Source organism: Bradyrhizobium sp. NBAIM01, assembly GCF_020194115.1.
GTDB classification, from domain to species: Bacteria; Pseudomonadota; Alphaproteobacteria; order Rhizobiales; family Xanthobacteraceae; genus Bradyrhizobium; species Bradyrhizobium yuanmingense.
This window is the reverse complement of sequence record NZ_JADYVU010000003.1, coordinates 817711-839892: the sequence shown is the minus strand read 5'-3', so window position 1 is coordinate 839892 and position 22182 is coordinate 817711. Positions and strand designations below refer to the sequence as shown.

The window sequence follows — 22182 nt, the reverse complement described above, 5'->3', positions numbered from 1 at the left end:
CGGGCGAACAAAGCCATCTGATGGAGACACGCCATGAAAGCCGTCGGCTACAAGAAATCGCTTCCGATCGAGGACGCGGAATCACTGTTCGATTTCGAGACCGCTAAACCCGACCCCAAAGGGCGCGACATCCGCGTCGCGGTGAAAGCGATCTCGGCCAATCCGGTCGACTACAAAGTGCGCAAGCGCGCCGCCCCGCCCGAGGGCGAGACCAAGATCCTCGGCTATGACGCGGCCGGCGTGGTCGATGCGGTCGGGTCTGAGGTCACGCTGTTCAAGCCAGGGGACGAGGTGTTCTACGCGGGCTCGATCCTGCGTCAGGGCACCAACGCCGAATTCCATCTGGTCGACGAGCGCATCGTCGGCGCCAAACCGAAGAGCCTGTCGTTCGCCCAAGCCGCCGCTCTTCCCCTCACCTCGATCACCGCCTGGGAGCTGCTGTTCGACCGGCTCGGTGCGGTGCCGGGCAAGAGCGTCGATCCGCGTACCCTCTTGATCACGGGCGGCGCCGGCGGCGTCGGCTCGATCCTGATCCAGCTCGCCCGCCGCCTCACCGGGCTGACGGTGCTCGCCACCGCGACACGGCCGGAGTCGCAGAAATGGTGCCTCGATCTCGGCGCGCATGCGGTGATCGACCATGGCAAGCCGATGAAGGAGCAGATCGAGAAACTGAACCTGCCGCCGGTCGCACTCGTGGCCAGCCTCACCTTTACCGACCAGCACTACAAGGCGATTGCGGAATTCATGGCACCGCAGGGCAAGTTCGGCCTGATCGATGATCCTCCGGAGTTCACGATTGCCGCATTCAAGGGCAAGGCAATCTCGGTGCACTGGGAATCGATGTTCACGCGCTCCTCGTTCCAGACCCCTGACATGATCGCGCAGCATCATCTGCTCAATGATGTCGCTGACCTCATCGACAAGGGCGTGTTGCGCACCACGCTCGACCGGACCTTCGGCACAATCAACGCAGCCAACCTGAAGCGCGCGCACGCGCTGCTGGAGAGCGGCAAGTCGCGCGGCAAGATCGTGCTGGAGGGATGGTAGGCTTGGCACGATTGATGCATCATGCGTCTGCGGTCCCGGACAAGAGGGCCGACCCCCCGCCCGCCGGGACCAGCAACAAGCAGATTGATGATGACCGAACCATGCGACCTGTCAGCGGTCGCTGCACGCACGCTGATCGGCCAACGCAAGCTTTCCCCCGTCGAGCTGACGGATAGCTGCATCCGCCGCATCGAAGCGGTCGATCCGGCGGTCAATGCCGTCGTTGCGCGCTCGTTCGAAACCGTGCGCAAGACGGCGCGCGAGCGCGAGGCCGCCGTGATGCGCGGTGAGACCCTCGGCGCCGTGCATGGGCTGCCGCTCGGTGTCAAAGACCTGATCGATGCGGAGGGGTTGCCGACCAGCTTCGGCAGCGTGCTGTTCGCGGACAATGTCGCCAGGCAGGACGAGGCCATCGTCGCGATGCTCAAGCGCGAGGGAGCGATCGTCATCGGCAAGACGAATGTGCCGGAATGGGGCGCCGGCGGCAATACGCGCAACGCGGTATATGGCGCGACCGGCAATCCCTTCGATCCCAATCGATCCGCCGCCGGTTCGTCGGGGGGATCGGCCGTCGCGCTCGCCACTGGCATGGTGCCGCTCGCGACCGGATCCGATACCGGCGGCTCGGTGCGGAATCCGGCATCCTTTTGCGGCGTGGTCGGCTTCCGGCCCTCGCCCGGACTGATCGCCAGCAACAGCCGCAACATGGCCTGGCTGCAGATCTCGCAGCTCGGGCCGATGGCGAGAACCGTGCCCGACGTTTGCCTGATGCTGTCCTGCATGTTGGATCGTGACGCCCGCGATCCATTGTCGGCGATCCTTCATGCGGGCGGCGCGCCTTCGCCGGCGCTTTATCGCAATCCGCCGCGCGTCGATCTCTCCGCGCTCCGCATTGCGGCAACCAGCGATTTCGGCTTTGCGCCGACCGAGGGGGCGGTCGCCCGCACCTTCAGACAGAAGCTCAATTCGTTCGAAACGGTGTTTCACAAAGTCGAATGGGCTCATCCTGATTGCACCGGCGCGGACGAGGTGTTCAGCATCCTGCGCGCCGTCGCATTCCTCGGCCGCCACCGCGAGCTCTTGGAAAAGTTTCCGGACAAGGTCGGGCCCAACATCCGCGACAATGTTGCGGAGGGGCTTGGCTATTCCGCTGCCGACGTGGCGCGCGCGCTCTCGATGCAGACCGACCTTTACCGGCGCTGGCAGACCTTCTTCGCGGATCACGATTTCATTCTCGCGCCTGCGGTCACCATCAGTCCACGGCCGTGGTCGGAGCTCTATCCAGCCGAGATCGACGGCCGGCCGACCAAGAGCTACTTCCACTGGCTGGCGCTCGCCTATGCCGTCACCAATGTCGGCCATCCCACCGTTGCAATCCCCGCCGGACGCGACGACGCCGGTCTGCCCTTCGGCATCCAGGTGATCGGCCCGCGCGGTGGCGATCTCTTAACGCTCGCGGTCGCGCGCGAAATCGAAGCGGTGCTCGCCGCTAATCCGGATACCGCTCGCCCCGTTCCCGACATTGGGTGGCTTAGCAAGCAGCCGCCGATTGCAGACAAGCCGGGATTTCTTGCCTTCGATTGAAACGTCAACCGCGGAAAAACGACACGATGAAAACAACATTCCTGACGCTAGCGCTCGCCGCCATCGGTTCGATCAGCGTCAACGCGCTCGCAACTGCGCAATCGACTTATCCCGAGAAATCCCTGCAATTGATCGTCCCGTTCCCGCCGGGCGGAGCCTCGGACGTGGTGGCCCGCATTATCGGCGGCGAGCTCGAGGGGCGGCTCGACAAGCCCGTCATCATCATGAACCGTCCCGGCGGCGGCACCACGATCGCGGCCAAGGAGGTCGCGCGCGCGGCCCCCGACGGGTACACCCTGTTCTTCAGCTCGAATTCGAGCTTCACCTTGCCGGCCGCCGTGAAGGAGAGCGTTCCGTACGATGCGGCCAAGGATTTCGAGCCGCTCGGCCGGGTCGGCAAGATCACCCTGGCGCTGGTCACCTATAAGGACAATCCGGTCAAGGATCTGCCTGCGCTCGTCGCGGAGGCAAAGGCTAACCCGGACAAGCTGTCGCTGGCCTCCTTCGGCGTCGCGACGGTGTCGCATTTCGCCGGCGAGTTGTTCAAGTCGAACGCCGTAATCAAGATGGTCCACCTGCCCTACAAGGGCAGCGCGCCGGCGATGAACGATCTCATCGGCAAGCACATCCAGTATCATGTCGACACCGTGATCGCCGCGAAGCCGCAGATCGAGGCCGGCGCCGTGAAGGTGATGGCCGTATTCTCCAGCCAGCGCACACCATTCCTGCCCGACGTACCGACGTTGGCAGAGCTCGGCTACCCCGCGATCGACTTCTCGTCGTGGGGCGCGGTGGTCGCGCCCAAGGGACTGCCGCCACCGGTTCGCGACAAGCTCACGGCGACGCTGGAGGAGATCATCAACAGCCCCTCCGTTGTGGAGCGCTTCGTCAAGGTCGGCTTCGAGCCCGGCTTCGCACGCGTCGACGACTGGGCCGGTGCGGTGACCAAAGAGACGGCCGAGATGAAGGACATCGCGCAGAAGGCCGGTATCAAGGACGAGTAGCCGACCGTCTACGGCGTCGATACGCCTTCGACAAGCAGCAGCCTGCGCTGCAGCGCGCTCGCGCGCAGCTTCAGGGCTTCGGCATACTCGGGAGAGGCGTACCAGTCCTTCAGCCGCGTCATCGTCGGGAACTCGACGATGACGATGGCCTTCGGTGATGGACCGCCCTCCAGCAGCTCGGCTTGGCCGCCGCGGACGAGATAACGCCCGCCGTACTGCGCGGTCGTCTTGGCAGCCAAGGCGCGATAGGCCTCGAATGCAGCTGGATCGCGCACCTCGACCTCCGAGATCACATAGGCCGCCATGCGCATCGCCTCAGGCGATCGTGTTGACGATGCCGCCCTCGGCGCGCAGCGCTGCGCCGTTTGTGGCGGATGCCTCCTTCGAGGCGACATAGACCACCATGTTGGCGATCTCGTCGACACTCGCAAAACGCTGCAGCAGCGAGCTCGGGCGATGCTGCTTGACGAAGTTGGCGGCGGCTTCATCCACGGACTGGCCGTTCTGCCTGGCGAGATCCTTGACGAACGTCTCAACGCCTTCCGACATGGTCGGGCCCGGCAGCACGGAATTGACGGTGACGCCGGTGCCAGCGGTGAGCTGCGCCAGGCCGCGCGCGACCGAAAGCTGGGCCGTCTTGGTCATGCCGTAGTGGATCATCTCGACGGGAATGTTGAGCCCGGACTCCGAGGAGATGAAGACGATGCGGCCCCATTTGCGCTTGAGCATGCCCTTCATGTAAGCCCGCGACAGCCGCACGCCGCTCATCACATTGACCTCGAAGAAACGGCTCCAGTCCTCGTCGGGGATGTCGAAGAAATCCTTAGGCTCGAAGATGCCGGCATTGTTGATGAGGATGTCGACCTCGGGCAGCGCCGCAACGAGGGCCTTGCAACCTGCGGCGGTCGAAACGTCGGCGGCGATGCCGCGGACCTTGGCGCCCGTCCCTTCCAGCCTGCGTACCGCCGCATCCACCTTATCCTGGCCGCGGCCGTTGATCACGACGCTGGCGCCCGAGGCGGCGAGGCCCCTGGCGATAGCGTGGCCGATGCCGGCGGTCGAGCCGGTCACGAGGGCGGTCTTTCCGGAAAGGTCGATGTTCATGCGATATCTCCATGGATGCGGATGGAATATCGGAAGCGGCTCCCTTAGCTGCAATCGGGGCTCACCGACGCGTGAGGAGCGTGAATGGTGGGCACGGCGCGCCGAGCGCGCCTTTGTCCACCCGCCCGTTCCAACAAAAAAGCGGCGCCGAAGGCGCCGCTTTTGAAACGTCATGCCGGTCGGGGCTTTACGCCGCCTCGGCTTCCTTCTCCTGCACCGGGCCGGAATCCTGGCCCTTGGCATCGACGTCGCGATCGACGAATTCGATCACGGCCATCGCGGCGTTGTCCCCGTAGCGGAAGCCGGCCTTGATGATGCGGGTGTAGCCGCCCTGGCGGTCCTTGTAGCGGGTCGCGAGCGTATCGAAGAGCTTCTTGACCATGTCGACGTCGCGCAGCTCGGAGATGGCCTGGCGGCGCAGGGACAGGCCGCCCTTCTTGCCGAGGGTGACGAGCTTCTCGACGATCGGGCGAAGCTCCTTGGCCTTGGGCAGCGTGGTGACGATCTGCTCGTGCTTGATCAGCGCGGCCGCCATGTTGGCGAACATCGCCTTGCGGTGCTCGGCCGTGCGGTTGAGCTTCCGATGAACCTTGCCGTGACGCATGTGTGTAGTCCTTCTTCGATTGTGTCGCGGTGGTTCAGCGACTGGTTTTCAGGTGGGCTTCCTGCGTTCGCCCTAGGCTGCGAGTGGCGAATGGTGAGTAGCGAATAGATCTTCTTCCCCTACTCGCCACTCCCTACTCGCCATTCGCTCAGTAATGATCCTCGAAGCGCTTGGCGAGCTCGTCGATGTTCTCCGGCGGCCAGCCCGGCACTTCCATGCCGAGGTGCAGACCCATCTGGGCCAGCACTTCCTTGATCTCGTTCAGCGACTTGCGGCCGAAGTTCGGGGTGCGGAGCATTTCCGCCTCGCTCTTCTGCACGAGGTCGCCGATGTAGACGATGTTGTCGTTCTTCAGGCAGTTGGCCGAACGCACCGACAGCTCGAGCTCGTCCACCTTCTTGAGGAAGGCTGGGTTGAAGGCGAGGTCCGGGATGATCTCCTGGGCGACTTCCTTGCGCGGCTCTTCGAAGTTGACGAACACGTTGAGCTGATCCTGCAGGATGCGGGCGGCGTAGGCCACCGAGTCATCCGGCGTGATCGCGCCGTTGGTCTCGATCGTCATGGTCAGCTTGTCGTAGTCGAGGATCTGGCCCTCGCGGGTGTTCTCGACCTTGTAGGAGACCTTGCGGACCGGCGAGTACAGGCTGTCGACCGGGATCAGGCCGATCGGCGCATCCTCGGGACGGTTGCGCTCGGCGGGCACGTAGCCCTTGCCGGTCGAGACCGTGAACTCCATGCGGATCTCGGCGCCCTCGTCGAGCGTGCAGATCTGCAGATCGGGGTTGAGCACGACCACATCGCCGACCGTCTGAATGTCGCCCGCGGTGACGACACCCGGGCCCTGCTTCTTCACGACCATGCGCTTGGGGCCCTCGCCCTGCATCTTGATCGAGATGTCCTTGATGTTGAGCACGATGTCGGTGACGTCCTCACGGACGCCCGCGATCGAGGAGAACTCGTGCAGCACGCCGTCGATGTGCACCGACTGCACCGCCGCGCCCTGGAGCGAGGAGAGCAGGATGCGGCGCAGCGCATTGCCGAGGGTCTGGCCGAAGCCACGCTCGAGCGGCTCGGCGACGATGGTCGCGAAACGCGAGGAATCGCTGCCGGGCGTGACCTGGAGCTTGTTCGGCCGAATCAGTTCTTGCCAATTTTTCTGGATCGTCACTGTTTCACCCATACAGGCCAGTCAATTTGACGGTGCAAATACTGGCGTTGGAGAAAGGCCGCAGATCATTCCCGCGGCTTCTTGCAAAGTCGCCGCGGGCGCCGACGCGCCCGCAGCTCGTCAAAATCAAACGCGCCGACGCTTGCGGGGACGGCAGCCGTTGTGCGGGATCGTGGTCACGTCGCGGATCGAGGTGACGGTGAAGCCGGCAGCCTGGAGCGCGCGGAGCGCCGATTCGCGGCCCGAACCGGGACCGGCGACCTCGACTTCCAGCGTGCGCATGCCGTGCTCCTGCGCCTTCTTGGACACGTCCTCGGCGGCAACCTGCGCGGCATACGGGGTCGACTTGCGCGAGCCCTTGAAGCCCATCGTGCCGGCCGAGGACCAGGCGATCGTATTGCCCTGCGCGTCGGTGATGGTGATGGTCGTGTTGTTGAACGACGAGTTCACATGCGCGACGCCGGAGGCGATGTTCTTGCGCTCACGACGACGAACGCGGGTGGCTTCCTTGCCCATTGAGTCCCTTTCCTGAAGATCTCAAACGCCGCCGTAATGCCAGCGGCTACACCTATGGAAGCGAATAGCGAGTAGCGAGTGGCGAATAGGGAAGCCCCCTACTCGCCACTCGCCACGTCCAATTCGCCAGTTTACTTCTTCTTGCCGGCGATGGCCTTGGCCGGGCCCTTGCGCGTGCGCGCATTGGTGTGGGTCCGCTGACCGCGCACCGGCAGACCGCGACGATGACGCAGGCCGCGATAGCAGCCGAGGTCCATCAGACGCTTGATGTTGATGCCGACCTCACGACGCAGGTCGCCCTCGACGAGATAGTCGCGGTCGATCACTTCGCGGATCTGGAGCACTTCGGCGTCGCTGAGCTGATTGACGCGACGATCCACGGGGATCTTCACCTTCTCGAGGATCTCACCAGCGATCTTCTGGCCGATGCCATGGATGTACTGGAGCGCGATCAGCACGCGCTTGTTGGTGGGAATGTTCACGCCGGCAATACGGGCCACGGCCTTCTCTCCTGTTGCCGATCCCTCGTCAGGGATCGGGCTTTAAGTGCTTGCTTTCTCGGGCAGGTGTTCACAAACGCGAACACGACGCCCACCCCCGGTCTTCCTGGGGCCCGGCATCGTCTGAAACTATCCGACTTGGATGCGGGGCTTATTAAGGGATTCCGGGGGCTTTCGTCAACCGCTGCTAGCGCTTGGCTCGCTTTTTCGTGACCTTTTTTGCGGCCTTTTTGGCACCCTTTTTGACCGACTTCTTGGCTGCTTTCTTGACGGCTTTCTTGGAGGCTTTCTTGGCCGCCTTCTTTGGGCCTTTCACCGCCGATTTGGCGGCCTTTTTAGCCGATTTGACGCCCTTTTTGACCGTTTTTGCCGGCCTTGCCGCCGCCTTCTTCCCCGCCTGGGCCTTTTTAGCCGGCGCCGCCTTGGCGGCGCTCCGGGCATGCGTCTTGGGCTCGACCGCCCCCAGAGCCAGCAGCTGGCGATGGATGGCGCGGGTGACCTCGTCGATGGTCATCATGCCGTCGATGGTCGAGAGTTTCCGCCGCTCGGAATAGTAGTGAATCAGCGGTTCCGTCTGGCTGCGATAGCTGGCCAGCCGCTTGGTCAGGACCTCCGGGGTATCGTCGAGCCGGACCTCCTCGCCGCGCTCCCGCATTTGGGCGACGCGGGTCTCGACGCGGCTCAGAAGCGCACTCTCATTGACCCGGAGCTCGATCACCGCGTCCAGCTTGAGGTGCTTGCGCTTGAGCAGCTCGTCCAGCGCCTCGGCCTGCGGCACGGTGCGGGGGAAACCGTCGAGGATGAAACCGCTCTTGGCGTCCGGCTGCTCGATGCGGTCGGAAATGATTCCCACCACGACGTCATCGGGCACGAGGCCGCCGCTCGCCATGATCTCCTTGGCCTTCAACCCGACCGGGGTGCCGGCCGCAACCGCGGCACGCAGCATCTCGCCAGTCGAGAGCTGGACGATGCCATAGCGCTGCACCAGGAGCTGGGCCTGGGTCCCCTTGCCCGACCCCGGCGGTCCCAGAAGTATAATTCTCATCGGCGTACGCCCCCCGGATTGGTGAGCGACACCTCGCGCACCTGCGTTTTGATATCAAGGACGGTGCAAACCACAACCAGCACTGCACCACCATTGACGACCATACTATAAGGCAGCCCGATCCCGTAAAGCTCGAACACCTCCGGAATCAACTGCAACGCCGTCAGGTAGACGGCTCCGACGACTGTCGTCAATGACACGACGCGATCGAGATAGTCCGCGGTGGCCTCGCCGGGACCGACACCGGGAATTGCGCCCTCATGGCGGGTCAGGGATTTGGCGGTGTATTCGGGATCGATCACATAAGCAGTGTAGACGAAGGCGAGCACGAACACGGCGATCGACACGAGAATGAGGTGCGCCGGCTGCCCCAGCTGGAGATGCCGGTAGGTTGCGGCAACCAGGGGATGATCGCCTCCCAGGATGAAGCCCGCAAAGGCAAGCGGCAGATAGAATATCCACGGCGCCACGGTGACGGGAATCACGAACCCGGCGCTGTTGAGCTTAATCGGCAGTATTGCATCGCGCACAGGCAGTTGCCGCGTACCGACGCTTTGTGCTGCGAACTGGACCCGGATATTTCGCCGCGCACCTTCGACAAGCACGATCACGACGACGATCGCGATCCAAAACACGACATGGCCGAGCACAAGATTGCCCGAGATCGTCCCGCTCCGCACGAGATCCGCGATACCGGCAATGTTTTGCGGAACGGCGACGATGAAGCCGGCACTCAAGATCAGCGCCAAGCCATTGCCGATGCCGTAGCGGGTCATCTGTTCGCTGAGCCACACCAGCACGACGACGCCGCCGACCATCGAGGCCGTAGCCGTCGTCACGAACCAGCCGTCGGGATTTTTGACGAGGCCCGGGATCGACGTCAGTGCCGAGGCGATGCCGTAGGCCTGAAAGGCCGCAATTCCGAGTGTGAGCCCGAGCGTGGCACGTGCGATCTTACGCCGTCCGCCCTCGCCGGATCGTTCGAGCGAACTCAGGCCGCGCCACACCATGGACAGCAGCCGGATCAAGATTGCCGCAGTCAGATAGGGAATGAGGCCGAGCGCAAAGATCGAAAGCCGGGAGACGAGATCCAGCGCCGGCGAGACGTCGGAGAGATTCAGCCCCGCAATCGGGATCTGCGTGCCGAGCCTGAAAAGGAGCAGCGCGCCGATCGTGAAAGCGATTCGGCGCGCGAGCTCCCTGCTCATCTACGGCGGCCCCGCAGCTTGGACTTGCGGATCAGACCTTCATACTGGTGCGCCAGCAGATAGCCCTGGACCTGCGCCACCGTGTCCATGGTGACGCTGACGACGATCAGCAGCGAGGTGCCGCCGAAATAGAACGGCACCGAAGCGTAGGAGATCAGGATTTCCGGGATCAAGCAGACGATGGCGAGATAAATCGCACCCAGCACGGTGATGCGCGACAGCACATAGTCGATGTATTCCGCGGTGCGTTCGCCCGGGCGAATGCCGGGAATGAAACCGCCGTGCTTCTTCAGATTGTCCGCGGTCTCGGTCGGGTTGAACACGATCGCGGTGTAAAAGAAGGCGAAGAACACGATCAGCGCCAGATACATGATCAGGAACAGCGGACGGCCATGGCCGAGCTGTGTGGTGATCCACTGGAACCATTCCGGCCCGCTGCCCGTGTTGAAGTTCGCAACCGTCGTCGGCAAGAGGAGCAGCGAGGATGCGAAGATCGGCGGGATCACGCCGGAGGTGTTGAGCTTGAGCGGCAGATGCGAGGACTGGCCCTCGAACATCTTGTTGCCGACCTGGCGCTTCGGATACTGGATCAAGAGGCGGCGCTGGGCGCGCTCCATGAAGACGATGAAGGCGATCACGACGACGGCCATGATGATGACGACCAGGATCAGGCCGGTCGACATCGCGCCCTGACGGCCGAGCTCGAGCATGCCGGCGAGTGCCGCGGGCAACTCGGCGACGATGCCGGCCAGAATGATCAGCGAAATGCCGTTGCCGATGCCGCGCGAGGTGATCTGCTCGCCGAGCCACATCAGGAACATGGTGCCGCCGGTCAGCGTGATAGAGGTCGAGAGCAGGAAAAACAGTCCAGGTTCGCTGACGACATTGCCGGCGCCCTGAAGTCCCACCGCGATGCCGTAGGACTGGAACGCGGCCAGGATCACCGTGAGATAGCGGGTATACTGATTCAGCGTCTTGCGGCCGGCTTCGCCTTCCTTTTTCAGCGCTTCGAGCTGCGGCGACACCGTAGTCAACAGCTGGATGATGATCGAGGCCGAGATATACGGCATGATGTTCAGCGCGAAGATCGCCATGCGGTTGATGCCGCCGCCAGCGAACATGTTGAACATGCCGAGGATGCCGCCGGCCTGCGAGCGGAACACCTGTTCCCAGGCGCTCGGGTCGATGCCGGGCAGCGGAATGTAGGTCCCGAGCCGATAAACGAGCAGCGCACCCAGGGTGAACCAGATGCGCTTCTTCAGTTCGTCGGCCTTGGCAAACGCGCCGAAATTGAGATTGGCTGCCAGTTGTTCCGCTGCAGAGACCATCTTGGACTTTCTCCCGCCGCCTATTGCGCCGTTGATGCCCGCGGCCGGGCTGAATTAGCGGACGCCGGACATTATCTGGGGCTCGGCTTCGATAAGTCCACGTCCCGCATGCGTAAAGGCCCGCGAGGCGCGGGCCAATGACGCAGTTGTTACGCCGCCTCGCCTTCTTCCTTGGACTGGGCGAGGATCTTCACCGAACCGCCGGCCTTCTCGACCGCGGCGATCGCGGTCTTGCTGGCGCCGTGCACTTCGATGTTGAGCTTGGACTTGAGCTCGCCTCGGCCGAGCAGCCGCAGGCCGCCCTTGGCGCGGCGCAGCACGCCGCCTTTCACCAGGGCCTCGACATTGACGACGCTGCCGGCGTCGATCTTCTTGGCGTCGACCGCTTCCTGGAGCCGGTCGAGATTGATCTCGGCGAACTCGACGCGGAAGATGTTGTTGAAGCCGCGCTTGGGCAGACGGCGATGCATCGGCATCTGGCCGCCTTCGAAACCCTTGATGCGCACGCCCGAACGCGCGGTCTGGCCCTTGCCGCCGCGGCCGGACTGCTTGCCCTTGCCGGAACCGATGCCGCGGCCGACGCGCATACGCTTCTTGCGCGAGCCGGCGTTGTCGGCGATATCGCTGAGCTTCATCGCCCTTCTCCTTGTGTCTTGCGCACGATCTTCACCGAAAACCGCTTCCCGCTCTCCGGGACCGTGCGCCTTTGCTTACTTCTCGTCGATGATGCGGACGAGATGGTGAACCTTCTCGATCATGCCGCGGACCGCCGGGGTATCCGGCAGTTCGCTGGTGCGGCCGATCTTGTTGAGCTTGAGCCCGATCAGGGTCGAACGCTGCGAGTGATGGCGGCGGATCGCGCTGCCGGTCTGCTCGACCTTGATCGTCTTTGCGGTCTTGGCCATGGGAGTCTACTCCGAAAAGCTTCCGTTAGTCGGCGGCCGCCTCGGCATCGCCGCCGATACGACGGGACTGGAGGGTGGACACCTTGATGTTGCGGCGGGCTGCGACCGAACGCGGCGAATCCTGGTGCTTGAGCGCGTCGAAGGTCGCGCGCACCATGTTGTACGGGTTCGACGAGCCGATCGACTTCGCCACCACGTCCTGGACGCCGAGCGTCTCGAACACGGCGCGCATCGGGCCACCGGCGATGATGCCGGTACCGGCCGGAGCTGCACGCAGATAGACACGGCCCGCGCCATGACGGCCGGCGATGTCGTGATGGAGCGTGCGGCCCTCGCGCAGCGACACCCGCGTCAGGTTGCGCTTGGCGGACTCGGTCGCCTTGCGGATCGCCTCAGGCACTTCGCGCGCCTTGCCGTGACCGAAGCCGGCGCGGCCCTTCTGGTCGCCGATCACGACCAGCGCTGCGAAACCGAAGCGCTTGCCGCCCTTGACGACCTTGGCCACGCGGTTGATGTGGACGAGCTTGTCGACGAACTCGCTGTCGCGCTCCTCGCGCTCCCTGCGTTCACGTCCGCCGCCGCGTTGATCGCGTCCACCACGTTGTTCGCGTTCTGCCATTTTTCTAATCCTTCAGAGACTTACGCCTCAATCCTCAAATTCTGTTAGAAGCTCAGCCCACTCTCACGCGCTGCATCGGCAAGAGCCTTGACGCGCCCGTGATAGAGATAGCTGCCGCGATCGAACACGACTTCCTTGACACCCTTCTCTGCAGCGCGCTCAGCCAGCAGCTTGCCGACCGCCTTCGCCGCATCGATGTCGGCGCCGGTCTTGCCGCCGTCGCGCATCGACTTCTCGAGCGACGAAGCAGAGGCCAGCGTCTCGCCCTTCAGGTCATCGATGACCTGGGCGTAGATGTGCTTGGAAGAGCGGAACACCGACAGGCGCGGACGGCCGCCGGCGGAACGGCGCAGCTTCAGCCGCACACTCCGCTTGCGCCGGGCATTCGTAACCTTGGCTTTCGACATGACCGGCTCCGTTACTTCTTCTTGCCTTCCTTGCGGAAGATGAATTCGCCCACATACTTCACGCCCTTGCCCTTGTAGGGCTCCGGCGGACGATAGGAGCGGATCTCGGCGGCGACCTGGCCGACGCGCTGGACGTCGCTGCCCGCCACCGTGATCTCGGTCGGCTTCGGCACGGTGATCGTGATCCCCTCGGGGATCGGGTAGATCACGTCATGGCTGTAGCCGAGCGCGAGCTGCAGGTTCTTGCCCTGCATCGCGGCGCGATAGCCGACGCCGGTGATCTCGAGCTTCTTCTCGAAACCCTTGGTGACGCCTTCGACCAGATTCGCGACTTGGGCGCGAGCGGTGCCGTAGAGGGCCCGCGCGCGGTTGGTCTCGGTCCGCGGCTTGACCTTGACCTGGCCGTTCTCGAGCTTCACCTCGACGTCGTCGTGGACGACGAACTGAAGCTGGCCCTTCGGCCCCTTCATCTTGACGGTCTGCCCATCGACGGTCGCGGTCACACCCGACGGAACCGCCACAGGCCTTTTGCCAACTCGTGACATGGATGAAAAATCCTTCTCAGAACACCGTGAAGAGGACTTCACCGCCCACATTCGCGTCGCGCGCGCTGTGGTCGGCCATGATCCCCTTCGGCGTCGACAACACCGAAATGCCGAGACCGTTGTTCACCCGCGGCAGGTTCTTCACCGAGGCGTAGACTCTGCGCCCGGGCTTGGAAACCCGCTCAATCTCGCGAATGACGGGCTCGCCGTCGAAATACTTCAGCTCGATCTCGATCTCGCTGCGGCCCGAGGAGTGCTCGAGCGTGGCGTAACCGCGGATGTAGCCCTCAGCCTTCAGAACCTCGAGCACGTTCTCGCGCATCTTCGAGCCGGGCGTGGAGACCTTGGTCTTCGAACGCATCTGCGCGTTGCGGATACGGGTGATCAGATCGCTGATTGGATCGTGCGTAGACATCTAAACGACCCTCCTTACCAGCTGGACTTCACGAGGCCCGGGACCATGCCCTTGGAGCCAAGTTCGCGCAGCGCGATACGGGACAGCTTGTTCTTGCGATAGTTCGAGCGCGGACGGCCCGACAGCTCGCAACGCAGGCGGATGCGGGTCGCCGACGAGTTGCGCGGCATTTCCGCCAGCTTCAGTGTCGCGGCGAACCGCTCCTCCATCGGCAGCGTCTTGTCGGCGATGATCGCCTTCAACCGCTCGCGCTTGGCGGCGGCGTTCTTCACCATCCGCTTGCGCCGGTTGTTCTTCTCGACTGAACTCTTCTTTGCCATGCTTGGCTCCTGGGTATCCGCGTTTGAGAGGCTCTAAGTCAGCGTCTCACTGCCGGAACGGGAAATTGAAAGCGGTCAACAAGGCCCTCGCCTCTTCGTCGGTCTTGGCCGTGGTGCAGACGGTGATGTCCATACCGCGGGCTTCCGTGACCTTGTCGAAGTCGATCTCGGGGAAAATGATGTGCTCCTTGATGCCGAGCGAGTAGTTGCCGCGGCCGTCGAAGCTCTTCGGGTTCAGGCCGCGGAAGTCGCGCACGCGCGGCAGCGCGACGTTCACCAGGCGATCGATGAACTCGTACATGCGGGCCTTGCGCAGCGTGACCTTGCAGCCGATCGGCTGGTTCTCACGCAGTTTGAAGGTCGCGATCGCAATGCGCGAATAGGTGACGATCGCCTTCTGGCCGGCGATCTGGGTCAATTCGGCAGCGGCGGTCTCGGCCTTCTTGCGGTCGTTGACGGAATCGCCAACGCCCATGTTCAGCACGACCTTGTCCAGGCGCGGAACCTGCATGACATTCTCGTAACCGAACTTCTCGGTCAGAGCCGTGCGGATCTTCGCGTCATATTCCGCGCGCAGGCGCGGCGTGTAAGCGGCCTCAGCCATCGATCTCAGCTCCCGAGCTCTTGGCGATGCGGACCTTCTTGCCGTCCGCCAGAATCTTGAATCCGACGCGGGTCGGCTTTCCGTCCTTGCCGACATACGCGATGTTGGACAGTTGGATCGGCGCCTCTTTCGAGATGATGCCGCCCTCCTGGGCCTGCGTCTGCTTCTGGTGACGCTTGACCATGTTGATGCCGCGCACCAGCGCGGTGCCGGCGTCGGGGCGAACCTCGAACACTTCGCCGGTGCGGCCCTTGTCGCGGCCGGTCAGCACGACGACCTTGTCGCCCTTGCGGATCTTCGCAGCCATCACAGCACCTCCGGCGCGAGCGAGATGATCTTCATGTGGTTCTTGGCGCGCAGCTCGCGCGGCACGGGCCCGAAGATACGGGTGCCGACCGGCTCGGACTGGTTGTTGATCAGCACGGCGGCGTTGCGGTCGAAACGGATGACCGAGCCGTCGGCGCGGCGGATGTCCTTGCGGACGCGCACCACGACGGCCTTCATCACGTCGCCCTTCTTCACCTTGCCACGCGGAATGGCTTCCTTGATCGACACGACGATGATGTCGCCGATCGTGGCGTAGCGGCGCTTGGAGCCTCCGAGCACCTTGATACACATGACACGGCGTGCGCCAGAATTGTCGGCCACGTCGAGGTTGGTCTGCATCTGAATCATTGATGCACCTCGTCCTCTTTCTCTTTGCGCCAGCCCAGCCGGCGCTCAACATTTCCCTGAAGTCAGTCGGCTAAAGCCAACAGATCAGGCGCTTTTCTTGTGTTCGCCCCGGATCACGACCCAGCGCTTCAACTTCGAAATCGGCTTCGTTTCCTCGATCCACACCATGTCGCCCGGCTTGAACTGGTTGCTCTCGTCGTGCGCGTGGTAGTTCTTCGAACGGCGGATCGTCTTCTTGTAGATCGGGTGCGTGAAGCGGCGGTCGACGCGCACCACGATGGTCTTGGCTTGCTTGTCGCTGACGACCACGCCCTGCAAAGTACGTTTCGGCATCTTCGTAAGCCTCTTACTTCTTCTTCGCGCGCGTCTGCGCGGCGATGGTCTTGATCCGGGCGATGTCGCGGCGGGCCTCGCGCAGGCGCGAGGTGTTCTCGAGCTGCCCGGTGGCGCGCTGGAAGCGCAGGTTGAAGCGCTCCTTCTTCAGGTTCAGGATGGCCTCATCCTGCTGGTCGGGGCTCATCGCGCGGATGTCTTCGATCTTCATCTGTGCCATGGCCATTACTCCGCAATGCGCTCGACGAAGCGCGTCTTGATCGGCAGCTTGGCGGCCGCCAGGGTCAGCGCCTCACGCGCCGTCTGGGTGTTGACGCCATCGATCTCGAACAGCACCCGGCCCGGCTTGACGCGCGCGACCCACAATTCCGGCGAACCCTTGCCGGAGCCCATGCGGACTTCGGCCGGCTTCTTCGACACCGGAACGTCGGGGAACACGCGGATCCAGACGCGGCCGGCGCGCTTCATGTGGCGGGTCAGCGCGCGGCGGGCGGCTTCGATCTGGCGCGCGGTGACGCGCTCAGGCTCGGTCGCCTTCAGGCCGAACTGGCCGAACGCCAACGTCGCGCCCGAAGACGCAACGCCGTGGATGCGGCCCTTATGCGCCTTCCGGAACTTCGTTTTCTTAGGTTGCATCATGGCTTTAAGCCCTCAAATTCCTGTCTGGCCTTAGGCAGCGGCCGTCTCGCGGCGCTGACGGCCACCGCGGTCGCCACTGCCGCCGGTCTCGCCTTCGGCCATTCTCTTGTCCTGGGCCATCGGATCGTGCTCGAGGATCTCGCCCTTGAAGATCCAGACCTTGACGCCGCAGGTGCCGAAGGTCGTGAACGCGGTCGCAACGCCGTAGTCGATGTCGGCACGCAGCGTGTGCAGCGGCACGCGGCCTTCGCGGTACCACTCCATGCGCGCGATTTCCGCACCGCCCAGACGTCCCGAGCAGTTGATGCGGATGCCCTCCGCGCCGAGACGCATTGCCGACTGCACGGCGCGCTTCATGGCACGGCGGAACGCCACGCGGCGCTCGAGCTGCTGCGCGATCGATTCGGCCACCAGCGTCGCATCGAGCTCCGGCTTGCGGATCTCGACGATGTTGATGACGACGTCGGACGAGGTGATGTCCGCGACCCTCTTGCGCAGCTTGTCGATGTCGGCGCCCTTCTTGCCGATCACCACGCCCGGACGGGCCGAGTGGATGGTGACGCGGCACTTCTTGTGCGGACGCTCGATCACGATGCGGGCGACGGCCGCCTGCTTGAGCTCCTTGTGCAGGATCTCGCGGATCTTGACGTCCTCGTGCAGCAGCTTGCCATATTCCTGCTTGCCGGCGAACCAGCGGGAATCCCAGGTCCGGTTGATGCCGAGACGCAGACCGATCGGATTGATCTTTTGACCCATCGTGTTCTCCTGCGCCCTTAAGCGGCGGCTTCAGCTTCGACCTGACGAACGATGATCGTCAGCTGCGAAAACGGTTTGTAGACACGGCCCGAGCGGCCGCGGCCGCGGGCGGCGAAGCGCTTCATCACGAGGCCATTGCCGACGAAGGCCTGCGCCACGACGAGATCGTCGACGTCGAGGTCGTGGTTGTTCTCGGCGTTGGCGATCGCCGATTCCAGGCACTTCTTCACGTCGACCGCGATCCGCTTGCGCGAAAACTGCAGGTCGGCGAGCGCGGCAGACGCCTTCCGGCCGCGAATGAGCTGGGCGACCAGGTTGAGCTTCTGCGGGCTCACCCGCAGCATCCGGGCGACCGCCTTGGCCTCGTTGTCGGCGAGGCTCCGTTCGCGCTTAGGTTTGCTCATCGTTTAATCCTCAAGCCTTCTTGGCTTTCTTGTCGCCGGAGTGGCCATGGAAGGTCCGGGTCGGCGAGAACTCGCCGAACTTGTGACCGACCATTTCCTCGTTCACGGCCACCGGCACGTGCTTCTGACCGTTGTAGACGCCGAAGGTCAGGCCGACGAATTGCGGCAGGATCGTCGAGCGACGGCTCCAGATCTTGATGACGTCGTGACGGCCGGACGCGCGCGCGGCATCTGCCTTCTTGAGCAGAGAACCCTCGACGAACGGGCCCTTCCAGACTGAACGAACCATGTCCGGCGTTCCTTACTTCTTCCGCTTGTGGCGGCTTAGGAGAATGAATTTGTTGGTCGACTTGTTGGTGCGGGTCTTCTTGCCCTTGGTCGGCTTGCCCCACGGGGTGACCGGGTGGCGGCCGCCCGAGGTACGACCTTCACCACCGCCGTGCGGATGGTCGATCGGGTTCATCGCGACACCGCGGTTGTGCGGCCTGCGGCCCATCCAACGCTTGCGACCGGCCTTGCCGATCGAGGTGTTCATGTGATCCGGGTTCGACACCGCGCCGATCGTGCCGCGGCAACGACCGTGCACCAGGCGCTGCTCGCCCGAATTCAGGCGGATGATGACGTAGTCCTGGTCGCGGCCGACGAGCTGGGCGTAGGTGCCGGCGGAACGCGCCAGCTGGCCGCCCTTGCCGATCTTGACCTCGATGTTGTGGATGATCGTGCCGACCGGCATGTTGCCGAGCGGCATGACGTTGCCCGGCTTCACGTCGACGTAATTGCCGGCGATGATCGTGTCACCCACCGCCAGGCGCTGCGGCGCCAGGATGTAGGCCTGCTCGCCGTCCTGATACTTGATCAGGGCGATGAAACCGGTGCGATTGGGATCATACTCGAGACGCTCGACGGTCGCGGGCACGTCGATCTTCTCACGCTTGAAGTCGACCGTACGCAGCGTCTGCTTGTGACCACCGCCGCGGAAGCGCACGGTGATGCGGCCGGTGTTGTTGCGGCCGCCCGAGGACTTCTTGCCTTCGGTGAGCGCCTTGACCGGCTTGCCCTTGTAGAGGGCCGAACGATCGACCATGACCAGCTGGCGCTGGCCCGGCGTCGTGGGATTGAATGTCTTCAGTGCCATCGTCGTACGACCTTACAGACCGGTGGTGACGTCGATCCGGTGACCCTCTTCGAGGGTCACGATCGCGCGTTTGCTGTTCGACTGCGAGCCGATGGTGCCGCGGAAGGCCTTGACCTTGCCCTTGCGGACCAGCGTGTTGACGCTCTTGACCTTGACGTCGAACAGCTTCTCGATCGCTTCCTTGATCTGCGGCTTGGTCGCCTTGGCGGCCACCTTGAACAGCACCTTGTTGTGCTCCGAGGCGATCGTCGCCTTTTCGGTCACGACCGGCGACAGGATCACGTCGTAGTGGCGAGGCTCGATGTTCTTGCTCATTTGAAGCGCGCCTCCAGCGCATCGATGGCGGCCTTGGTCAGAACGAGCTTCTGACGGCGCAGGATGTCATAGACGTTGATGCCCTGGATCGGCAGCACGTCCATGTTCGGGATGTTGCGAGCCGCAGCGGCGAAGCCGTTGTTGAGCTCGGCACCGTCGATGATCAGCGCGTTGGTGAGGCCGAGGCCCGAGAAGTGGCCGAGCAGCGCCTTGGTCTTGGCGGCTTCCAGCGCGGCCTTCTCGATCACGACGAGATCGCCGTCCTTGGCCTTGGCCGAGAGCGCATGCTTCAGAGCGAGCGCACGGACCTTCTTCGGCAGGTCGGTGGCGTGCGAACGCACCACCGGACCGAAGGCACGACCGCCGCCGCGGAACTGCGGCACGCGGGCCGAGCCGTGACGAGCACCGCCGGTGCCCTTCTGCTTGTACATCTTCTTGCCGGTGCGCCAAATCTCGGCGCGGCCCTTGGCCTTGTGCGTGCCGGCCTGGCGCTTGTTGAGCTGCCACTGCACGCAGCGCGCGATGATGTCCTCGCGCGGCTCGAGGCCGAAAATGGCGTCGGACAGCTGGACGGAGCCGGCTTCCTTACCTTCGAGGGTGGTGACCTTCAATTCCATCTCACGCCTCCTGCGCAGCCGGAGCGGCTTCCGCGTCGCCAGCAACCTTGAACTTGCCGGGCTTCGGGGCTTCCTTCGGCAGCGGCTTCTTGACGGCGTCGCGCACGCGGATCCAGCCGCCCTTGGAGCCGGGAACGGCGCCTTCGACGAGGATCAGGCCGCGCTCGACATCGGTCTGGACGACGCGAAGGTTGAGCGTGGTGATGCGGTCGACGCCCATGTGGCCGGGCATCTTCTTGTTCTTCCAGGTCTTGCCGGGGTCCTGACGGCCACCGGTCGAACCGATCGAGCGGTGCGAGATCGACACACCGTGCGTGGCGCGCAGACCGCCGAAGTTCCAGCGCTTCATGCCGCCGGCGAAGCCCTTACCGACCGAGGTGCCGGTGACGTCGACGAACTGGCCGACGACGAAGTGGTCGGCCTGGATCTCGGCGCCGACCGGGATCATGGCGTCCGCGGTGACGCGGAATTCCTCGACCCGGCGCTTCGGCTCGACCTTGGCGACCGCGAACTGGCCGCGCTCGGCCTTCGGCATGTAGACGGTCTTGCGGCTGCCCGAACCGAGCTGGAGCGCGACGTAACCGTTCTTCTCTTCGGTGCGGTGGCCTACGACCTGGCAATTGCCGAGCTTCAGCACGGTCACGGGGATATGTTCGCCGGCCTCCGTGAAGACCCGCGTCATCCCGACCTTTTGTGCGATCACTCCGGAGCGCATCGGCTTGCTTCCTGTTCTCTTTGTCCGCTTTTGGCGAACGGGATCCAAAATCTTAGAGCTTGATCTCGACGTCGACACCGGCGGCCAGGTCGAGCTTCATCAAAGCATCGACGGTTTGCGGGGTCGGATCGACGATGTCGAGCAGGCGCTTGTGAGTGCGCATCTCGAACTGTTCGCGGCTCTTCTTGTCGACGTGGGGCGAACGGTTGACGGTGAACTTCTCGATGCGGGTGGGCAGCGGAATGGGTCCGCGGACCTGCGCGCCGGTGCGCTTCGCCGTGTTCACGATCTCACGGGTCGACGTATCGAGGATACGATGGTCGAACGCCTTGAGACGGATACGAATGTTTTGGCCGTTCATTGCCGAATCTTTCTTAGTGAGTGGCGAGTAGCGAATAGCGAATAGAAACTATTCGCCACTCGCCATTCCCTATTCGCGTTGTTACTCGATGATCGAGGCGACGACGCCGGCGCCGACAGTGCGGCCGCCTTCGCGGATCGCGAAGCGGAGCTTCTCTTCCATCGCGATCGGCACGATCAGGTGCACTTCCATCGCGATGTTGTCGCCCGGCATCACCATCTCGGTGCCTTCCGGCAGGTGCACGACACCGGTCACGTCGGTGGTGCGGAAGTAGAACTGCGGACGGTAGTTGGTGAAGAACGGGGTGTGGCGACCGCCCTCTTCCTTGGTGAGGATGTAGGCCTCGGCCTTGAACTTGGTGTGCGGCTTGACCGAACCCGGCTTGGCCAGAACCTGGCCGCGCTCGACGTCTTCGCGCTTGGTGCCGCGGAGCAGCGCGCCGATGTTGTCGCCGGCCTGGCCCTGATCGAGCAGCTTGCGGAACATTTCGACGCCGGTGACGGTGGTCTTCTGGGTGGCGCGGAGACCGACGATCTCGATTTCCTCGCCGACCTTGACGACGCCGCGCTCGACACGGCCGGTCACGACGGTGCCGCGGCCCGAGATCGAGAACACGTCTTCAACCGGCATCAGGAACGGCTGGTCGATCGGACGCTCCGGCTGCGGGATGTACTCGTCGACGTTCTTCATCAGCTCGAGGATGGCGTCGTGGCCGAGCTTCTTGTCGGAGTCTTCGAGAGCGGCGAGCGCCGAACCCTTGATAATCGGGATCTTGTCGCCGGGGAATTCGTACTTGGAGAGCAGCTCGCGGACTTCGAGCTCGACGAGTTCGAGCAGCTCCGGATCGTCGACCATGTCGCACTTGTTGAGGAACACGACGAGCGCGGGCACGCCGACCTGGCGGGCGAGCAGGATGTGCTCGCGGGTCTGCGGCATCGGGCCGTCAGCGGCCGACACGACCAGGATCGCGCCGTCCATCTGGGCAGCGCCGGTGATCATGTTCTTGACGTAGTCGGCGTGGCCGGGGCAGTCGACGTGGGCGTAGTGGCGGTTCGGCGTCTCGTACTCGACGTGCGCGGTCGAGATGGTGATGCCGCGGGCCTTCTCTTCCGGCGCCTTGTCGATCTGGTCGTACGCGGTGAACGTCGCACCGCCGGCTTCGGCGAGAACCTTGGTGATCGCCGCGGTCAGCGACGTCTTGCCATGGTCGACGTGACCGATGGTGCCGATGTTGCAGTGCGGCTTGGTACGTTCAAACTTTGCTTTGGCCATTTGACTCTCCGTTCAATCGTCAGCTTTCAACCGACGA

At 63.8% G+C, this 22182-nt stretch carries 34 protein-coding genes; 3 read left to right on the top strand and 31 right to left on the bottom strand.

The genetic code is table 11. From position 1 onward, the window contains the following. The first annotated feature begins 33 nt into the window (after nt 1-33). The 3 genes from I6F31_RS14945 to I6F31_RS14935 all read left to right on the top strand — a co-directional run bounded on the left by I6F31_RS14945 (nt 34) and on the right by I6F31_RS14935 (nt 3635). Nucleotides 34-1047 carry a zinc-binding alcohol dehydrogenase family protein gene (locus tag I6F31_RS14945; RefSeq protein WP_225185620.1) on the top strand — a complete coding sequence of 338 codons (1014 nt, stop codon included), beginning with the start codon at nt 34-36 and terminating at the stop codon, nt 1045-1047. A 90-nt stretch (nt 1048-1137) separates the two neighbouring features. Next, nucleotides 1138-2631, top strand: coding sequence for an amidase family protein (locus I6F31_RS14940; protein ID WP_225185650.1), 1494 nt, complete (start codon nt 1138-1140; stop codon nt 2629-2631). Nucleotides 2632-2657: 26 nt separating this feature from the next. Then, complete coding sequence (locus I6F31_RS14935; RefSeq protein ID WP_225185619.1) at nt 2658-3635, top strand: tripartite tricarboxylate transporter substrate binding protein; 978 nt, start codon at nt 2658-2660, stop codon at nt 3633-3635. 8 nt (nt 3636-3643) lie between these two features. On the opposite strand, the gene I6F31_RS14930 is transcribed toward I6F31_RS14935, so the two are convergent. The 31 genes from I6F31_RS14930 to tuf all read right to left on the bottom strand — a co-directional run bounded on the left by I6F31_RS14930 (nt 3644) and on the right by tuf (nt 22145). Continuing rightward, nucleotides 3644-3940: a DUF1330 domain-containing protein gene (locus I6F31_RS14930; protein ID WP_225185618.1), complete on the bottom strand. Its 297-nt coding sequence runs from the start codon at nt 3938-3940 to the stop codon at nt 3644-3646. A 10-nt stretch (nt 3941-3950) separates the two neighbouring features. After that, entirely contained in the window at nt 3951-4739 is a 789-nt protein-coding gene (locus tag I6F31_RS14925; protein WP_225185617.1) for an SDR family oxidoreductase, read from the bottom strand. A 187-nt stretch (nt 4740-4926) separates the two neighbouring features. Next, entirely contained in the window at nt 4927-5343 is a 417-nt protein-coding gene (gene rplQ / locus I6F31_RS14920; protein WP_025036979.1) for a 50S ribosomal protein L17, read from the bottom strand. 148 nt (nt 5344-5491) lie between these two features. After that, nucleotides 5492-6523 (bottom strand): DNA-directed RNA polymerase subunit alpha, encoded by a 1032-nt coding sequence (locus tag I6F31_RS14915; protein ID WP_036011050.1) that lies wholly within the window; start codon nt 6521-6523, stop codon nt 5492-5494. A gap of 114 nt (nt 6524-6637) precedes the next feature. Beyond that, nucleotides 6638-7027 (bottom strand): 30S ribosomal protein S11, encoded by a 390-nt coding sequence (rpsK, locus tag I6F31_RS14910; RefSeq protein WP_007603045.1) that lies wholly within the window; start codon nt 7025-7027, stop codon nt 6638-6640. Between the two features lie 131 nt (nt 7028-7158). Continuing rightward, nucleotides 7159-7527: a 30S ribosomal protein S13 gene (rpsM, locus tag I6F31_RS14905; RefSeq protein WP_008549231.1), complete on the bottom strand. Its 369-nt coding sequence runs from the start codon at nt 7525-7527 to the stop codon at nt 7159-7161. 187 nt (nt 7528-7714) lie between these two features. Continuing rightward, nucleotides 7715-8572 (bottom strand): adenylate kinase, encoded by an 858-nt coding sequence (locus I6F31_RS14900; RefSeq protein ID WP_036011049.1) that lies wholly within the window; start codon nt 8570-8572, stop codon nt 7715-7717. Beyond that, nucleotides 8569-9780 (bottom strand): preprotein translocase subunit SecY, encoded by a 1212-nt coding sequence (locus I6F31_RS14895; RefSeq protein ID WP_225147669.1) that lies wholly within the window; start codon nt 9778-9780, stop codon nt 8569-8571. The genes I6F31_RS14900 and I6F31_RS14895 overlap by 4 nt, the downstream gene beginning before the upstream one ends. Continuing rightward, nucleotides 9777-11108, bottom strand: a complete 1332-nt coding sequence (gene secY, locus I6F31_RS14890) for a preprotein translocase subunit SecY (protein ID WP_036011045.1) — start codon at nt 11106-11108, stop codon at nt 9777-9779. The genes I6F31_RS14895 and secY overlap by 4 nt, the downstream gene beginning before the upstream one ends. Before the next feature lie 149 nt (nt 11109-11257). Continuing rightward, nucleotides 11258-11743: a 50S ribosomal protein L15 gene (rplO, locus tag I6F31_RS14885; RefSeq protein ID WP_225185616.1), complete on the bottom strand. Its 486-nt coding sequence runs from the start codon at nt 11741-11743 to the stop codon at nt 11258-11260. A 75-nt stretch (nt 11744-11818) separates the two neighbouring features. Beyond that, nucleotides 11819-12013, bottom strand: coding sequence for a 50S ribosomal protein L30 (rpmD, locus tag I6F31_RS14880; RefSeq protein WP_225147670.1), 195 nt, complete (start codon nt 12011-12013; stop codon nt 11819-11821). Between the two features lie 25 nt (nt 12014-12038). Continuing rightward, the gene (gene rpsE, locus I6F31_RS14875) at nt 12039-12632 is read right to left on the bottom strand and encodes a 30S ribosomal protein S5 (RefSeq protein ID WP_025036985.1); all 594 of its coding nucleotides are present in this window, start codon (nt 12630-12632) and stop codon (nt 12039-12041) included. 44 nt (nt 12633-12676) lie between these two features. Continuing rightward, complete coding sequence (gene rplR / locus I6F31_RS14870) at nt 12677-13039, bottom strand: 50S ribosomal protein L18 (protein WP_024342458.1); 363 nt, start codon at nt 13037-13039, stop codon at nt 12677-12679. A gap of 11 nt (nt 13040-13050) precedes the next feature. Next, nucleotides 13051-13584, bottom strand: a complete 534-nt coding sequence (rplF, locus tag I6F31_RS14865) for a 50S ribosomal protein L6 (protein WP_036011036.1) — start codon at nt 13582-13584, stop codon at nt 13051-13053. A gap of 16 nt (nt 13585-13600) precedes the next feature. Beyond that, a complete protein-coding gene (gene rpsH, locus I6F31_RS14860; protein ID WP_024342456.1) occupies nt 13601-13999 on the bottom strand; it encodes a 30S ribosomal protein S8 in 399 nt (132 codons plus the stop codon). Nucleotides 14000-14013: 14 nt separating this feature from the next. After that, nucleotides 14014-14319, bottom strand: coding sequence for a 30S ribosomal protein S14 (gene rpsN / locus I6F31_RS14855; RefSeq protein WP_028137018.1), 306 nt, complete (start codon nt 14317-14319; stop codon nt 14014-14016). A gap of 46 nt (nt 14320-14365) precedes the next feature. Next, nucleotides 14366-14923 carry a 50S ribosomal protein L5 gene (rplE, locus tag I6F31_RS14850; RefSeq protein WP_025036988.1) on the bottom strand — a complete coding sequence of 186 codons (558 nt, stop codon included), beginning with the start codon at nt 14921-14923 and terminating at the stop codon, nt 14366-14368. After that, entirely contained in the window at nt 14916-15230 is a 315-nt protein-coding gene (gene rplX / locus I6F31_RS14845) for a 50S ribosomal protein L24 (RefSeq protein ID WP_011088142.1), read from the bottom strand. Before rplX ends, rplE begins: the two co-directional genes overlap by 8 nt. Beyond that, nucleotides 15230-15598: a 50S ribosomal protein L14 gene (rplN, locus tag I6F31_RS14840; RefSeq protein WP_007603030.1), complete on the bottom strand. Its 369-nt coding sequence runs from the start codon at nt 15596-15598 to the stop codon at nt 15230-15232. The genes rplX and rplN overlap by 1 nt, the downstream gene beginning before the upstream one ends. 84 nt (nt 15599-15682) lie before the next feature. Further along, nucleotides 15683-15931 carry a 30S ribosomal protein S17 gene (rpsQ, locus tag I6F31_RS14835; protein ID WP_024342452.1) on the bottom strand — a complete coding sequence of 83 codons (249 nt, stop codon included), beginning with the start codon at nt 15929-15931 and terminating at the stop codon, nt 15683-15685. Nucleotides 15932-15944: 13 nt separating this feature from the next. After that, nucleotides 15945-16151, bottom strand: a complete 207-nt coding sequence (gene rpmC, locus I6F31_RS14830) for a 50S ribosomal protein L29 (protein WP_025036989.1) — start codon at nt 16149-16151, stop codon at nt 15945-15947. Nucleotides 16152-16156: 5 nt separating this feature from the next. Next, nucleotides 16157-16570, bottom strand: a complete 414-nt coding sequence (gene rplP / locus I6F31_RS14825; RefSeq protein WP_008136349.1) for a 50S ribosomal protein L16 — start codon at nt 16568-16570, stop codon at nt 16157-16159. A gap of 30 nt (nt 16571-16600) precedes the next feature. Further along, the gene (gene rpsC / locus I6F31_RS14820) at nt 16601-17326 is read right to left on the bottom strand and encodes a 30S ribosomal protein S3 (RefSeq protein WP_036011029.1); all 726 of its coding nucleotides are present in this window, start codon (nt 17324-17326) and stop codon (nt 16601-16603) included. Nucleotides 17327-17343: 17 nt separating this feature from the next. Beyond that, nucleotides 17344-17730, bottom strand: a complete 387-nt coding sequence (gene rplV / locus I6F31_RS14815) for a 50S ribosomal protein L22 (RefSeq protein WP_008549264.1) — start codon at nt 17728-17730, stop codon at nt 17344-17346. Between the two features lie 10 nt (nt 17731-17740). After that, nucleotides 17741-18019: a 30S ribosomal protein S19 gene (gene rpsS / locus I6F31_RS14810; RefSeq protein ID WP_008136357.1), complete on the bottom strand. Its 279-nt coding sequence runs from the start codon at nt 18017-18019 to the stop codon at nt 17741-17743. 12 nt (nt 18020-18031) lie between these two features. Beyond that, complete coding sequence (rplB, locus tag I6F31_RS14805) at nt 18032-18865, bottom strand: 50S ribosomal protein L2 (RefSeq protein WP_024342450.1); 834 nt, start codon at nt 18863-18865, stop codon at nt 18032-18034. A 12-nt stretch (nt 18866-18877) separates the two neighbouring features. Further along, entirely contained in the window at nt 18878-19180 is a 303-nt protein-coding gene (locus tag I6F31_RS14800) for a 50S ribosomal protein L23 (protein ID WP_025036992.1), read from the bottom strand. Beyond that, on the bottom strand, nt 19177-19797 hold the full coding sequence (gene rplD, locus I6F31_RS14795; RefSeq protein WP_018647243.1) for a 50S ribosomal protein L4: 621 nt from the start codon (nt 19795-19797) through the stop codon (nt 19177-19179). The genes I6F31_RS14800 and rplD overlap by 4 nt, the downstream gene beginning before the upstream one ends. Nucleotide 19798: 1 nt before the next feature. Beyond that, complete coding sequence (rplC, locus tag I6F31_RS14790) at nt 19799-20512, bottom strand: 50S ribosomal protein L3 (RefSeq protein ID WP_025036993.1); 714 nt, start codon at nt 20510-20512, stop codon at nt 19799-19801. A gap of 52 nt (nt 20513-20564) precedes the next feature. Beyond that, on the bottom strand, nt 20565-20873 hold the full coding sequence (gene rpsJ / locus I6F31_RS14785) for a 30S ribosomal protein S10 (protein ID WP_002712302.1): 309 nt from the start codon (nt 20871-20873) through the stop codon (nt 20565-20567). An 81-nt stretch (nt 20874-20954) separates the two neighbouring features. Continuing rightward, nucleotides 20955-22145 carry an elongation factor Tu gene (gene tuf / locus I6F31_RS14780; RefSeq protein ID WP_025036994.1) on the bottom strand — a complete coding sequence of 397 codons (1191 nt, stop codon included), beginning with the start codon at nt 22143-22145 and terminating at the stop codon, nt 20955-20957. Nucleotides 22146-22182: the final 37 nt, after the last annotated feature.